Here is a 14,282-nt window from a genome sequence, read left to right on the forward strand (position 1 = left end):
ATTATAAGGTCAGTACAGGTAGCCCCCTGTTTGGCATTTTCTAAAAGACGTCCTCTGGAACCGGGAAGTCGCAAAAAAAAAAAAAAAATCCCACTCTGCCCTTAGTTGGTAAGTGGGATTTTTGTCCGTGTAAAAAGACCGCCACAGCTTATATGCCGGACGGTCATGGAGTAACAAAAAGGTAACGGAAGCAGGGGAAAGACCGTTTTTTATCGTGTCATATAGCACAGTTGATAAATTGAGAAAAGCCATATTTGACGGGCCTTCGTAGCACTTCATAACACGATGAAACACATAGCACAGATGCCCAGTTATATATGGCAGGTATACGTATTAATCGTTGCCAAAAGCATATTCGATATCATGTTCTCGCCGGCGAAGAACGGGAAGATTAAGGAGGTTGTTCCCAAGGAGCAATTGGAGAAGGCGGTATCCTACAGCGCAATTATTGAACAGGGTAGTAAAATCGTAGGTCCTGCTCTTGGCGGCATGCTTACTGCGGCATTTGGCGTATCGGTCTGCTTTATGGTAGATTCAGCTTCATTTTTATTTTCGGCATTACTCTTACTGCTTGTTCCCGGCAAAATCCCAGCGAGCGATAAAGACGTGGAAGAAACGTCAAGTGACAAGTCAGCTAAAACCGGTTTCATGCGTGAAGTGGGAGCGGGCATTCGAGAGATTATCGGGATTCCCCTCGTTGCCTACAGTACACTTATGTTGGCGATGACCCTGCTCGTGCTGCAAATTGCAGATTCGCAAGCGGTGGTCTTGTTCCGGGAAATCCCTAATCTGCCGGAGGATCTATTAGGATGGTGCATCGCGCTTAGCGGGGTTGGTACTTTGCTGGCTGCGGGATTAAATGGATTCTCCTCCAAGCTTTCCATTTCTCCCCTGCTGAAGATGGGAGTCGGCGGGATGCTGCTGGGGATTGTATTCGTTATCGCCGGTGCGTTCGCCTTATTTGGAACCTTTAATCAATTCGGTATTATCATCATGCTGCTGCTGTTCATGCTTGCCGGACTTGGCGCTGGGATGGCGTTCATTCCATTTCAGGTCATGCTGCAGCAGCGTACACCGGAGGCGATGATTGGAAGAGTGTTCGGAACGGTGACGAGCGTGACTTCAACAGCAGCGTTGATCGGTCCGGTTGTAGGAGGTTACCTGGTTACATCGTTTGGTCCACAGATTGCTTTTATTATATCCGGCAGCCTGGTTGCGCTGATTGGTTGTATTCTTCTCGGATTCAAATCTGCAATTCTGAAGCGGGATGGAATGGATCAAAGCAGGGTAGTGCTGCCTGGGAACAACATCGTATTGAAGGAAATGAAATAAGAAATAATAATAGCTTATTATGAAATAGCGATTGATCCGCTGAGACAATTGAACTTGGTAAAATAGTACAATAAGGTTGATATGGACGCCTATACTGTCACTAACCGTGATGGTATGGGCTTTTTTGCTTGATGAGAAAAGTTATAAATCAGGTATTGAAAACGGTTTATTAATGTGATACGATTTTATCAAGATAATAATTTATTATTCCGATAAAATACATGCAAGTCCTGAACGGAAGGAGATAATTAAGATGGAGAACGAGAATCGGATGCTTTTAGAGAAGTTCTTTCCGGTGGCCTCCTTCATTGCGGCAATCATTGGACCTAAATGCGAGGTTGTTGTACATGATATCAGCGATCCGGAGCACTCCATTATCTTTATTGAGAACGGATACATCAGCGGTCGCCAGGTAGGGGATGCTTCTACCGACCTCGTATTGAAAATTCTTAAATCCGAAGCGTATCATGAGGAACAATTTATCGCTAACTATAAAGCTTCCGGCAAATTCGGACAGAGCTTTCGCTCCTCGACCTACTTCATTAAGAATGACTTGAATGAACTTGTCGGTCTTTTATGCTTGAATATCGATGTTACCCATATGGAGGTAGCTGCTGAATGGGTTCAACATATTTTGCAAGGAGGGCCTAATCCATATATAACGCCCCCGGGGGACGAAGCGCCGAAGGAAGAGAAGCAGGCGACAGAATATTTGCAAGGGAATGCGGATGATTTGCTGCAGCATATGATCTCATCAGTCGTTGACAAAATTACGATACCGCCGGACCGCTTATCGTCGCAGGAGAAGATTGAAATTGTACGCGAGCTGAATGAGCTTGGAGTTTTCTTATTGAAGGGCGGCGTTTCCCAGGTAGCAGCGTCATTATCGATATCCGAGCCTACCGTCTATCGTTATCTTCAGAAGCTGAAATAACATTATATCCAAGAGGGTGACATCATCATGAGTTATAACTTCGATCAGGTCATTAGCAGGTTTGATACCAATAGTGCCAAATGGGATGGGGCGGCCGATGCTCTGGGCAGAGATGTAATCGTGCTCTCTGTTGCGGATATGGATCTGCAAGCACCGCCCAAGGTTGTTGACAAGGTTTCTTCAATGGCGCGTCATGGAATCTACGGATACACCGATCCGCGCCCTCCCTATTATGCTGCAGTTCAACACTGGCTAGAGAGAGCCTATGACTGGAGCGTGCCGGAGGATTGGATCGTGTTCTGCCCACGAATTGTACAAGCTGTATCGATCATCATTGAGCGCTTTTCGGAGCCGGGCGACCGTATTCTGATGCATACTCCGGCATATCAGCCGATCGCCAATGCGGTGGAAATCAATGACAGGCGGCTGGTGCAGAGCCCTATGCTGCTCAGAGACGGCAAATATGAGATCGACTTCGATGATATGGAGCGTCAAATGAAGGAGGGGATCAAAATCGTCCTGCTTGTTTCCCCGCATAATCCGACAGGACGTGTGTGGACGAAGCAAGAGCTGGAGAGGATCGCCGAGCTGTGTATCCGTTATGACGCTCTTATCGTATCAGATGATATTCACGCCGATTTTATACACGAGGAACATGAGCATACGATAATCGCCAAATTGTCACAGCGGGTAGCGGAGCGCTCTATAATATGTACCTCACCAGGCAAAACCTTTAATCTGGCCAGCCTGGAGATCGCCAATATTGTAATTCCCAACGAGAAAATACGGGAACGCTTCCAACTGGGATTAAGGCAGGCAGGGATTCACAATCCGACCTTCTTTGCCGTACCTGCCCTGGAGGTTGCGTATACGGAGTGTGACGATTGGCTTGAGGAGCTTCGCTCATATATTAAGGAGAATATAGCTTATACCGAAGCATTCTTCACTGAGCACATGCCTGAATTGAAGATCATTCAGGCGGAAGGCACTTTTCTCTTATGGGTAGATTGTTCGGCTTATAGCAGAAATGAAAGCGATTTAATCGAATGGATTCAGAATCAAAGCAGGGTCAGCGTCAGCTTCGGCACCTCATTCGGAGTCGATGGAGAAGGGTTTATAAGGCTGAATCTGGGCGCGCCAAGAGCGCTGCTCCGCGAAGCCTTTGAACGAATGGCAAACCATTATCCTCTTCGTCATTCGTCATAATCAATTATTTACTTCATTAGGGGGAACACATCATGGCTAAGCCCATCAAGGAAAAGACAATCAAGCAACCCACTCTGTTTCTAGCTCTAGTTCCTATTGTTACGATGGTTCTGCTGCTCAGTCTGGGCTATATTCTATTCGAACTGCCGCCTGAACCTCTGATTATTGCTTCAACCGTGGTCGCTGGTATTATTGCCATCAAGCTCGGCTATAGCTATGACGATATTATGGGCTCGATCGCACAGAAGATTGCCAAGACAATGCCGGCAATCCTGATCTTAATTACGGTTGGCTTCATGATCGGGGCCTGGATGGTCGGGGGAACGATACCGATGATGATCTATTACGGTCTCAAAATTATCAACCCGCAGTTTTTGTTGATTACGGCGTTCGTCGTAACTTCCGTCGTATCTCTATGTACGGGGACATCCTGGGGCTCCGCAGGTACTATCGGGGTCGCCTTTATGGGCGTGGGAGCCGGACTTGACGCGAATCTGGCGGCCGTAGCCGGTGCCGTTGTAGCCGGTGCATATTTTGGGGATAAGCTGTCCCCATTGTCCGATACGACCAACCTGGCCGCATTATCCACGGGGGTCAATTTGTACGAGCATATCGGCCATCTCCTGTACACGACGATTCCTTCATTTATCGTCGCGGCAACGGTCTATGTAATTACCGGGTTAAATACACATGGGGCAGGGGTCGCTATTCCCGAAAAGGTCATTACAATTATGGATACGTTAAGCACCGTGTTCCATTGGAACCTGTTGCTGCTGCTTCCGATATTGATCGTATTATACGGCTCAATCCGCAAGAAGCCTACAATTCCGGTGATGTTGATCTCTTCCCTGGTGGCGATGGCAAACGGGCTGATCTTCCAAGGTTTCTCTTTGCATGATGTAATCAGCGCAGTAATCAATGGCTTTGACATTGCGATGGTCAAGGTTCAAGGGTTCGATGTGGCTACTGTCATTCCCGATATCCCGCGGCTGCTTAACCGTGGCGGCATGAACTCTATGATGGGAACGCTGCTCATCTGCTTCTGTGCCATTACCTTTGCCGGAACGATCTCGTTAACGAAGTCGCTGGAGCTGATCGTTAACAAGATTCTCAAGCATGTTCGTTCTACAGGATCGCTTATCCTGGCTACGATTGCTACCGGGATTACGATGATCGGGGTAACCAGTAACGGTCAAGTGTCGATCCTGATGCCTGGGGAAATGCTGCGCGAAGCATACATCCGTCGTGGAGTCCATCCTAAGAACCTGGGCCGGACGATCGAGGATTCGGCCTCCATTATCGAACCTATCCTGCCTTGGACCGCGGCTGGTGCTTATATGGCAGGGACGCTCGGCGTTGCGACCCTTTCCTACCTGCCTTGGGCAATGTTATGCTGGACAGGCATTATCTTCGCTGTGATCTGGGGTTTCACCGGCTTTGGTATTAGCAAGCTGACCCCTGAACAGCAGCGCGAGATGCTAAAGGAATACGATGAGAGCGATACAGCTAGATAACAACCCATACAAGAAAACTTGGCAGCATAAAGCATCATTTTGTAAAATTCAATATAGAATGCGCAGTCTCATGCGCTAATAAAGGAGAGAACCCATATGACACAACAAGAAAGAAAAACAATCGCTACCCCTGAGGCGCCAGGCGCCATCGGCCCCTATTCCCAAGCCGTTCAATTCGGCAATCTGCTGATCACTTCAGGACAGCTTGGCATGAATGCCGGCGGTGAATTTCCGCCCACTGCTGCGGAACAGGCAAGACAATCTTTGTCCAACGTAAAGGCGATCCTGGAAGCGGCAGGTTATGGGATGGAGCATGTAATTAAGACAACCGTATTCCTTCATGATATGAATGATTTTCAGGCGGTCAATGAGGTTTACGCGACCTTCTTCCAGGAGCCGTATCCGGCCCGGAGTGCTGTACAGGTTGCCAAACTGCCGAAGAACGGACTTGTAGAAATCGAAGTTATCGCCATAAAATAAGTTATAATGAAGAAGGCCTCTGGAATCCCGGAGGCCTTTTATTTTGGCCTTATAAACGCGGGTTACGGTTTCTGAGGCAGGCCGCCTATGAAACGAAGGCTGGTTCAGGGCGTATAATAAATAAAAACAGGCAACCTTAATTTATTAAGCAGGGTGGGTAAGCAATAGTGGCGGATACATTGCTGGAGATAAATATAGAAAAGGCCGGATATGACGGCAATCACTCTACGATTGAACAAATCAAATTTGCAGTCAAATCCGGTCAGCTCACGGGTTTGATCGGCCCGAACGGGGCGGGCAAGAGCACGACGATTAAGGCTATTATGGGGTTGCTTGCGGAAGTGAAGGGAACCATTAACTTCACGAAAGCGGGGAACCATTATGCATACATCCCGGAGCAGCCGGTCTACTATGAGACGTTAACGCTCTGGGAGCATTTAAGTCTCGCTTCGGCGGTCTATGGGGTTAACGAGACGGTGCTGGAGAGAGAAGGTAACGCGCTGTTAGAACGGTTCCGCATGACGGACGTCAAACATCACCTGCCGGACGGCTTCTCCAAAGGCATGCGGCAGAAGATGATGCTGATGATCGGTTTTCTGATTCGTCCTGATATCTATATTGTAGACGAGCCCTTTGTCGGGCTGGACCCCAGAGCTACCAGGGACTTCCTTGAGCTGCTTGAAGAGGAAAGGCACCGCGGCGCGGGCGTGCTGATGTGTACGCATGTGCTTGATACGGCTGAGCGAATATGCGATGATTTTGTTCTTGTATCGAACGGAAGAATCGTGGTGAGCGGGGAATTGGCGGATATTCGCCGCGCGGCTTCCTTGCCGGAGGGAACTCTATTCGATTGCTTCAATGCCCTGACTTAAAATGCTGTAACCGGGAGGATTGATTTGAGAAGATGGGGACTATGCACAAAATAAGCTCATCCACCCGAGCCGGATCGTTGTTCAGAAGGCGCTGGCTTGACTATATCCGCCATCAGACCGGCGTGCTGCGCACGGCTTTTGATGGCGTGGTTCTGTTGTATATCGGCATCCCGGGGCTTTTGCTGCTGGGGAGAGTTTATTATGGTTTATGGCAGGACGAGCTGCCGAACTGGCTGACCGGTTTGCCGTTCCAGACTGTGCCTGTGGCATTAATCCTCCTGACGCTGCTGCTCGGCGGACTCGTTTTGTATATTGAAGCGGCGGATGTTTTGTTTCTGAAACAGCATCCCAAATGGGTGCGGGGAATCATGCTGCGCGCCATCTCACTGGCGCTGGCGCAGCGAATAGTCGTCATTCTGGTGGAAGCAGTCTTGCTGCTGCCTTTGTTGTGGCGGATTTACGGGATGGGGAACGAAAAGATCGTCATTCTTTTTGTCCTTACATATGGCATGAATGCTGTATACCTGCTGCTATCCAACCTGCTTGCTGTTGTATTCACGGGCCTGAGACGAACTCTCTTGGGGCTTATTGGTATCGGAGTGCTCTTNGTGGGGAACGAAAAGATCGTCATTCTTTTTGTCCTTACATATGGCATGAATGCTGTATACCTGCTGCTATCCAACCTGCTTGCTGTTGTATTCACGGGCCTGAGACGAACTCTCTTGGGGCTTATTGGTATCGGAGTGCTCTTAGCAAGCTATATCGCTGCTGTACTGTGTATCGAATTGCGGCCTGAGATCAGCATTATTATACTGCTGTGTTATGTTTTGGCCTCCGTGGGGTTGATTCGACGGAGGGTAATGCTCCGAGGGCGGTTTGAGGCGGCGATTCGTGAGGAGGAACGACAACGGACGAAGCTGACCGGCATGATCCTGCAGCCCTCTGTTGAAAGGCCGGTGAAGACGAAGCCGCGTCCATGGCTGTTCCGCCGTAGCGGACATCTTATCCGCCAGCGGCAGGTGCATGATCGCGTTACGGAGGCGGCGGTTAAGTCCTTCTTCCGTGGCCGCGAAGTTCTATTATATGTGCAGTTTACAATATACGGATTTACGGCTGTATTTTTGCCGCCTTACCCAGTCAATCTATTAGTCTATTTCGGCTTGATCCTGTTATTGTTCCAATGGATGAATTCGCAGCGGCGTGCGTTCTATCAGGTAAAATTACTGCTCATACTGCCGAAGGACGAGAATCTGGAATTTATTTGTGCACCCAGGACAATGAGACTGCTGTTATTTCCCGCCATTCTCGTTATTACGGCAGGGCTTTGTATGAATTTGTTCACCCCTGGCTGGGGGCTGCTGGCAGCCATCCCGCTTGGACCTGCCGTGTCCTTGCTGGTGGTTCCTGTGCTGTGGCGTTTCTTCTCCATGAGTTCAAGGCGCAGAAAAGTGCAAGAATAGATGTTCCAAGGAACGGTTGTCAGCACCGAAGCTTATTGATGTTTCCGGAGGAAATATCAATAAGCTTCGTAAGCCTATGCACAGGCGCGATTGATTTCAGGATTTATGCTGAGTAAGCTTTCCGTACTACTTCGTGATCAAAAGCGACCCCTCAGTGGCCTTGCGCCAGCAAGCCGGCATGGTGCCCGGCGGTATACCCGGTGGCGAAAGCAGCCGTAATATTATATCCGCCGGTATAGCCATGAATATCGAGCACTTCACCACAAAAAAACAGTCCGGGCATGAGCTTGGATTCCATCGTCTGCGGGCTGACTTCCTTAAGATGAATTCCTCCTCCAGTGACGAAGGCCTCTTCAAAGGGCCGGGTTCCTGTGACCAGAATCATGAAGCTTTTTAGAATCGCTGTAAAGGCAAACCAAGGCTCCTTAGGCAGGTGCTCATAGGTCGTCTCTCCGGAAAGGGCGGCTCGTTCGAACAAAAGGGGAAGCAGCCGCTCCGGAATCGTACCTTTGAGTACATTTTTTAGCGTTTTTTTCGGTTCATCGGTAAGAAGTCCGCGCAGATAGGCATCCAATCCGGCTTGAGACATCTCGGGGAACAGATCAAGCGCAAGCTTCACCTCGTTGCTGCCGCTCTTCTGCTTGACGCTGCGGATGAAGCCGCTGCAGCGCAGAGCGATTGGGCCGGACAAGCCGAAATGGGTAAAGATCATATCGCCCTGATGCGCGACGACCGCTTTGCCTTTAGCGTTAAGCACCGAGAGCTTCACATTGCGCAGCGACAGCCCTTGCACGCTTCGGTCCGTAATAAAAGGCTCCTTGGAGACGATGGGGACCTCGGTCGGGTATAATTCTGTAATCGTGTGACCTGCCGCAGTAGCCCATGGATAGCCATCCCCCGTCGAACCGGTATGCGGGACAGATTTTCCGCCGGTAGCTATTATTACGCATTTGGCTTCTATTGGTTCACCTGTTGTGAGCTTGATTCCCTGGACTCCTTCCTCCGCGAACATTACCTCTTGAACGGGATGATGTGTAAGCAGCTTCACTCCGAGTGATCTGGCCTTGCCGACCAGTGCATCAACAACGGTCTTGGCCTTATCCGATACAGGGAACATCCGACCGTTGTCTTCTTCCTTCAATGCAATTCCTAAACTCTCAAAGAAGGCGATGATGTCACGATTGCTGAACAAGGAGAAGGCGCTGTAGAGAAATCTTCCGCCGCCGGGGATATACTGGATCAATTCATCGATTTCCTTGATATTCGTTACGTTGCAGCGGCCGCCTCCGGAAATGCCCAGCTTTCTTCCGAGCTTATCTCCTTTATCAACCAGCGCTACGGAAGCCCCCTGTTCTGCAGCGGCAATCGATGCCATAAGGCCCGAGGGTCCTCCACCAATTACAATAACTTCATATTTACTCATCTATTTTTCCTTTCTTTTTTGCAAGGTAGTTCAAAAAGTTCATTTTTGATAAGAACACATCGATCTATTTGAATTTTTGTTTGAAGTATTGCTCCCATTTGTGGCAACCCAACAATAATTTATAGGATATCACATATTATAGACATTCTAAAAAAGGGTTAGTGATATCTGAAATAAGAAATATTGTAAAACTTTGTCGGCTATGCTTTAATCAATGATAGATTGGTATTCTTCCGCCTGAGGAGGGAGAAGATGGTTGAATTCAGGGAGATTCTGCTGCAATTCCTGATTGCTTGTCTGCCTGCTTTTTTGTTCCCGCTTCTGTATGAGAAATCTTCTAGAATTCCTCAGCCCAATGGCCGCCAAGCCTATCAGACGGCTTACTCCATGGGATTGACCTATACATGTACCTTTAGCATGTTGTTATGCTCATTGTTCCCTAGCTATGTATGGAATGGGATCCCGATCAACTTTGGGATATTGCCGCTCTTTGCGCTCATGCTGTACGGCAAACTGAGGGAAGGGATTATCCTTGCCGTTCTGTATTTATTGCTCTATCCGCTCTATGCCGTAAGGTTTACGGTTCTGGAGTTTCTGCTGGAGACAGAGGTGTTCCTCTATCCCTTTGTACTATTAAACGCCAATTATTTCAAGCGAATTAGCCGCCGCGGCAAAGTGGTTGTATTAACAGTTATCTTTGCTATCGGAGAGATTGTTATCACCGTATCACCCTATATTATAGAAGAAATAAAGGTTGAGCTGGGCGCGATCGTAACGATTATTTCCAATATTCTGGTATCCGTACTGGCTGGAAGCTTGTTCGTACATATAATAGAGACGACGATGGAGAAGGAGAAGCTGCGCGAGCAGGTTATGCATTTATCGAGAAAATATTTCCGCGAGGCAGAGACGCTGCAGCAGATGATGGATGCTGCACCGCTGAGTATTACTCTGCTGGATCAAAAAGGGAGAATTGTGTCCGTCAACGATGCATTTCTTCAATTTTATCGTCTAAGCCGTCCCAGTGGGACGCGTGATGACTTGATCCGGAAGGAGATGGAGAAGGTCATGCAGGGCCTCGATTTTGAAATCATCGCCTCCCGGGCAGAGCAGACGCTGGAGGGGAACGTCAAAACATCGGAAATCCTGCAAAGCGCTGACCGCGTCTTCTATGCCACCACTTCCCCGATTACGAAGATGCATACCAATGAGAACATCGGAGCTGTTATTATCGTACAGGATATCACGGAGCTGGAGGCGCTGCGGATGGAATTAAATCATGTGGAGCGTCTGGGTCTGGTCGGGCAAATGGCGGCGAGCATTACGCATGAGATCAGAAATCCGATGGCCGTCGTTCGCGGTTTCCTGCAATTGATGCGGGAGAAAAGTCCGGCCTCATTAGAGCATTATTACCGCATTGTGATGGAGGAGCTGGATCGGGCTAACGGGATCATTAATGACTTCCTGTCGCTGGCCCAGAATCGGGTCGTCAAGATGGAGATGTATCGATTGGATGAGATTATCTCGGAGCTGACTCCGCTATTATGGGCGGATGCCAACCTGCGGGGACAGAGCATTGAAGTGCGCCTCGATGAGAACGCGCCGCTTCTAATGCTTAATCATAAAGAGATCAAGCAGCTCATTCTCAACCTTGGCCGCAATGCCATGGAGGCGATGGGAGAGAAGGGCAAATTAACACTGGAAATGAAGCTGCAGCCAGAGGGCGTTGAACTGTATGTTACGGATACGGGCCCAGGAATTCCGCCAGCCCAGAAGGAGAGGCTGTTCGAGCCGTTTTTCACGACGAAGAGCAAGGGAACAGGCCTGGGTCTGTCGCTATGCCTAAGCATTATGGAGCGGCATGGCGGGAGAATCCACGTTGAATCGGAAGAAGGATTGGGAACGACGTTTATCGTATTTTTTCCATTTGTTTCCGAGCGGATCGAGGCTTAGGCTGCATAGTAGCTGTTGCTTTCCTGATGACGAAATGTATAATTAATTATAGTTTGAAGTGATATTAATCATATTTGCAACACAATAGGTTATGAGGAGTGAAGATATATGTCAATGTCATATGATCAATATATGAGAGAAATGATTCAACCGATGCGTGACGAGCTGACAACCTTGGGGATTAAGGAGCTTAGAACGCCTGAGGAAGTTGCAGCAACATTGCCTACAGCTGCAGGAACCGCGCTGGTTGTAGTGAACTCGGTATGTGGATGTGCAGCCGGACAATGCCGTCCAGGCGTAGCCCAAGCTCTGCAGCATGCAGTGCTGCCAGATCAGCTGTTCACCGTATTTGCTGGTCAAGATAAGGAAGCAACGGCAAAAGCACGGGAATACTTTGCGCCTTACGCTCCGTCTTCGCCATCGATAGCTCTGATGAAAGATGGGGAGCTCGTACATTTTATCGAGCGTCATCAGATCGAGGATCGTTCTGCGGCAGAGATCGCTGCGGATTTGACGAGTGCATTCGATCGTTTTTGCAAATAAGTACTCCGCGATAGAAATGCTTCAAACCGCCCCTTGCTCCGGTTGCCCGGTACTGTGCAGAGGCGGTTTTTTACATGTTTTATCGACTGGAGATGGCGGCCATCTTATTAAAAAGAAAGCAGTTCTTCCGCTGTGTGAAGGCAGGCGAAGAACTGCTTTTCTATAAAATATTAAGGGTTAGCTTGTTGGCCAGCGGCTGGCTGAACAGGAATGTAAATATCAATCACCTTATTGGTCTCACCCCAGCAACGCTCGTCGTACCATTCGAAATCCGGCGCATAAGCTTGCTCATACCCGGAACCAGGGAACCAATCACGGAAGATGTTCCCCCATGTCCCTTGGATAGCTGCGCTGAATTGCTCGTTATCCGCAGGAGGCGTGGTGAAGATCGCATAGGTTGCTTCAGGGATAAAGTACTCGACTAATCCTTCCGGTACGGCGGTTTCGTTATCTGCTTCAAAGCCGATAATATAACGGAAGGAGCCGTCTTCATCGATGGCGGTGCATACGCCAAGCTCGACATTAGGATTTTTCTTGCCGGGAACGCGATCTCTCCATTGCTCGCGCATATAGTCCTGCCAAAATACAGGTATTTCCTTGTGATTCTGGCCGTCAATCGTTGACGTAGCCAGCGAGAAGCCAATAATTCTCATTGCGGGCAATGTCTCAATACTGGGCTGCATACGATAATCACTCCAATTCAATGTAATAGATTCGTCCGACAGCAGGGGGACTGCTCTTGGCACGATAAAGGGTGGAAAGCCTTGCTTACGGCAGTCTGAAGGCAATATACCGTACATTTTGCGGAACGCTCGGGTGAAGGTCTCATGAGCACCAAAACCGCATTCAATCGCAATATCCAGCACTTTACGGTCAGTATAGGCCAGCAGTTCAGCGGCATTGGACAGGCGCCGTTTGCGAATATAATTCGAAACGGTCTCGCCCATAAAATACTGGAAGGTGCGATGGAAATGGTACTCCGAGTAAAACATCGCCTGGGCGATTCCTTTTAAACTAAGATCTTGTTCCAGATGTTCCTCAATATAGTCGATACTTCGTGAGATAAGGTTGTGATTGTTCATGAACTTCCTCCAGACCGGTCTATGTTCTAAGTATAGAATAGGGCGGATCGAGCCTCTTGACGTTTCTTGCTTTTGCACGCAAAACAGATGACTGTGTACGAGTTTCAAATTTAACTGGATTATAGCATGATAATTTTCAACAGGCTTTCCTTCATTATGGCTTCCCTGTACAATGTGGGTAGTCCAAGCAAGGATGAACGTTGGAATCATGAAAATATGGCTCTAACATCTCCAACATCCGGTTGAATGTTTTGTATTTAGCCCGGGCATAGGGATGGAGGACAGGCTATGATTGGCATGAAATCAGGCAGATGAGGAAGAAGGGAATCCTGTTGATATATGGAGTCGGCCATGATGTGGTTGAAATCGAACGAATCAGACAGATGCTGGACAGTAGTGCCGGAGACAAGTTCGCTTGGCGGATACTGACATCTGCTGAGTATGAACTGCCGGGCAGGGGCAAGCGCCCTGCTGAATTTCTTGCCGGCCGCTTCGCGGCCAAAGAAGCGGTCAGCAAAGCTTTTGGCTGCGGGATTGGCAAGACGCTTGGATTTAAGGATATCGAGGTTGTACCGGACGCAAACGGTAAGCCGTCGGTATATTTGCAGTCTGAAGCCTGGGAGCGTCTCGGATTATCCGGTCCGAACCATTATGTGGTGCATATCAGCATTACGCATGAGCGACAATTGGCCTCCGCTTTCGCCGTGGTGGAGAGGATGGGGGAATACGGCGGTTTATAAGAAGGGGAGGAGCAACGCAATTATGCAGGAGAGCAAGGAAAGCAAGCTGTATTTCAGCAAAGAACTGTTGGGCTGGTATGAGACCGCGAAGCGCGATCTCCCATGGAGGCGCCATCGCAATCCTTATTATATATGGGTCTCGGAAATTATGCTGCAGCAGACGCGGGTCGATACGGTAATCCCGTATTTTCAGCGCTTTATTGAGCGATTTCCCACGATCCAGGCTCTGGCGGAGGCGCCGGAGGAAGAGGTATTGAAATGCTGGGAGGGGCTTGGCTATTACTCGCGAGCTCGTAATTTGCAGGCAGCGGCCCGGCAGGTGATGGAACGCCACGACGGGATCGTGCCGGATAACAAGAAGGATGTATCGGCCCTGAAGGGGGTTGGCCCCTATACTTCGGGAGCTATCCTCAGCATCGCCTACAATCAGCCGGAACCGGCGGTAGACGGCAATGTTATGCGCGTTCTGTCGCGGTATTTCTTAATTGAGGAAGATATTATGAAGATCGGTACGCGAACGCTGATGGAGGATCTGGCCACCGAGCTGATTCCTCCGGGACGTGCCGGTGACTTTAATCAGGCGCTGATGGAGCTCGGCGCTCTGATCTGTACCCCAAAATCACCGCAGTGTCTGATCTGCCCGGTGATGGTGCATTGCGCCGGCCGCCTGGAAGGGGCGGAGGACCGCCTGCCGGTGAAGAGCAAGGCGAAGCCGCCGCGGCCGGAGTATCGGCTCGTCGCCC

General features: G+C 49.2%; 13 protein-coding genes. 11 read left to right on the top strand and 2 right to left on the bottom strand.

The features are described 5' to 3' along the window. Positions 1 to 285 precede the first annotated feature (285 nt). The 7 genes from BN1360_RS09735 (at position 286) to BN1360_RS09765 (ending at position 7,798) form a co-directional block, all read left to right on the top strand. Positions 286 to 1,332: an MFS transporter gene (locus tag BN1360_RS09735; RefSeq protein ID WP_082790004.1), complete on the top strand. Its 1,047-nt coding sequence runs from the start codon at positions 286 to 288 to the stop codon at positions 1,330 to 1,332. Positions 1,333 to 1,585: 253 nt separating this feature from the next. Continuing rightward, entirely contained in the window at positions 1,586 to 2,266 is a 681-nt protein-coding gene (locus tag BN1360_RS09740) for a helix-turn-helix transcriptional regulator (RefSeq protein ID WP_068779692.1), read from the top strand. Between the two features lie 27 nt (positions 2,267 to 2,293). After that, complete coding sequence (locus BN1360_RS09745; RefSeq protein ID WP_068779693.1) at positions 2,294 to 3,472, top strand: MalY/PatB family protein; 1,179 nt, start codon at positions 2,294 to 2,296, stop codon at positions 3,470 to 3,472. Between the two features lie 32 nt (positions 3,473 to 3,504). Next, positions 3,505 to 4,986 (top strand): Na+/H+ antiporter NhaC, encoded by a 1,482-nt coding sequence (gene nhaC / locus BN1360_RS09750; protein ID WP_082790005.1) that lies wholly within the window; start codon positions 3,505 to 3,507, stop codon positions 4,984 to 4,986. Positions 4,987 to 5,082: 96 nt separating this feature from the next. Continuing rightward, entirely contained in the window at positions 5,083 to 5,466 is a 384-nt protein-coding gene (locus BN1360_RS09755; RefSeq protein ID WP_068779694.1) for a RidA family protein, read from the top strand. Between the two features lie 167 nt (positions 5,467 to 5,633). After that, positions 5,634 to 6,338 (top strand): ABC transporter ATP-binding protein, encoded by a 705-nt coding sequence (locus tag BN1360_RS09760; RefSeq protein WP_195714249.1) that lies wholly within the window; start codon positions 5,634 to 5,636, stop codon positions 6,336 to 6,338. Between the two features lie 41 nt (positions 6,339 to 6,379). Beyond that, complete coding sequence (locus BN1360_RS09765) at positions 6,380 to 7,798, top strand: ABC transporter permease (RefSeq protein WP_195714250.1); 1,419 nt, start codon at positions 6,380 to 6,382, stop codon at positions 7,796 to 7,798. A 151-nt stretch (positions 7,799 to 7,949) separates the two neighbouring features. Here BN1360_RS09765 and BN1360_RS09770 read toward each other — a convergent pair whose 3' ends face one another. Beyond that, entirely contained in the window at positions 7,950 to 9,221 is a 1,272-nt protein-coding gene (locus BN1360_RS09770; RefSeq protein ID WP_068779696.1) for a BaiN/RdsA family NAD(P)/FAD-dependent oxidoreductase, read from the bottom strand. 252 nt (positions 9,222 to 9,473) lie between these two features. Here BN1360_RS09770 and BN1360_RS09775 point away from each other — a divergent pair, with 252 nt between their 5' ends. Further along, positions 9,474 to 11,174 (top strand): two-component system sensor histidine kinase NtrB, encoded by a 1,701-nt coding sequence (locus BN1360_RS09775; RefSeq protein WP_068779697.1) that lies wholly within the window; start codon positions 9,474 to 9,476, stop codon positions 11,172 to 11,174. A gap of 108 nt (positions 11,175 to 11,282) precedes the next feature. Beyond that, positions 11,283 to 11,717: a BrxA/BrxB family bacilliredoxin gene (locus BN1360_RS09780; protein ID WP_068779698.1), complete on the top strand. Its 435-nt coding sequence runs from the start codon at positions 11,283 to 11,285 to the stop codon at positions 11,715 to 11,717. 170 nt (positions 11,718 to 11,887) lie between these two features. Here the strand turns inward: BN1360_RS09780 and BN1360_RS09785 are convergent, their stop codons facing one another. Beyond that, positions 11,888 to 12,799, bottom strand: a complete 912-nt coding sequence (locus BN1360_RS09785; RefSeq protein WP_068779699.1) for an AraC family transcriptional regulator — start codon at positions 12,797 to 12,799, stop codon at positions 11,888 to 11,890. 311 nt (positions 12,800 to 13,110) lie between these two features. Here BN1360_RS09785 and acpS point away from each other — a divergent pair, with 311 nt between their 5' ends. Both acpS and mutY read left to right on the top strand, forming a co-directional pair. Beyond that, on the top strand, positions 13,111 to 13,539 hold the full coding sequence (acpS, locus tag BN1360_RS09790) for a holo-ACP synthase (RefSeq protein ID WP_324254254.1): 429 nt from the start codon (positions 13,111 to 13,113) through the stop codon (positions 13,537 to 13,539). A gap of 22 nt (positions 13,540 to 13,561) precedes the next feature. Next, a partial coding sequence (mutY, locus tag BN1360_RS09795) for an A/G-specific adenine glycosylase (RefSeq protein WP_069188328.1) occupies positions 13,562 to 14,282 on the top strand: 721 nt, incomplete at its 3' end.

Origin of the sequence: Paenibacillus sp. GM2, assembly GCF_900069005.2 — a bacterium.
Taxonomy (GTDB): domain Bacteria; phylum Bacillota; class Bacilli; order Paenibacillales; family Paenibacillaceae; genus Fontibacillus.

Coding starts and splice junctions, on each gene's coding strand:
- BN1360_RS09745 (WP_068779693.1), top strand. CDS start 2,294: ATGAGTTATAACTTCGATCAGGTCATTAGCAGGTTTGATACCAATAGT.
- BN1360_RS09785 (WP_068779699.1), bottom strand. CDS start 12,799: ATGAACAATCACAACCTTATCTCACGAAGTATCGACTATATTGAGGAA.
- nhaC (WP_082790005.1), top strand. CDS start 3,505: ATGGCTAAGCCCATCAAGGAAAAGACAATCAAGCAACCCACTCTGTTT.
- BN1360_RS09770 (WP_068779696.1), bottom strand. CDS start 9,221: ATGAGTAAATATGAAGTTATTGTAATTGGTGGAGGACCCTCGGGCCTT.
- acpS (WP_324254254.1), top strand. CDS start 13,111: ATGAGGAAGAAGGGAATCCTGTTGATATATGGAGTCGGCCATGATGTG.
- BN1360_RS09775 (WP_068779697.1), top strand. CDS start 9,474: ATGGTTGAATTCAGGGAGATTCTGCTGCAATTCCTGATTGCTTGTCTG.
- BN1360_RS09780 (WP_068779698.1), top strand. CDS start 11,283: ATGTCAATGTCATATGATCAATATATGAGAGAAATGATTCAACCGATG.
- BN1360_RS09740 (WP_068779692.1), top strand. CDS start 1,586: ATGGAGAACGAGAATCGGATGCTTTTAGAGAAGTTCTTTCCGGTGGCC.
- BN1360_RS09755 (WP_068779694.1), top strand. CDS start 5,083: ATGACACAACAAGAAAGAAAAACAATCGCTACCCCTGAGGCGCCAGGC.
- BN1360_RS09735 (WP_082790004.1), top strand. CDS start 286: ATGAAACACATAGCACAGATGCCCAGTTATATATGGCAGGTATACGTA.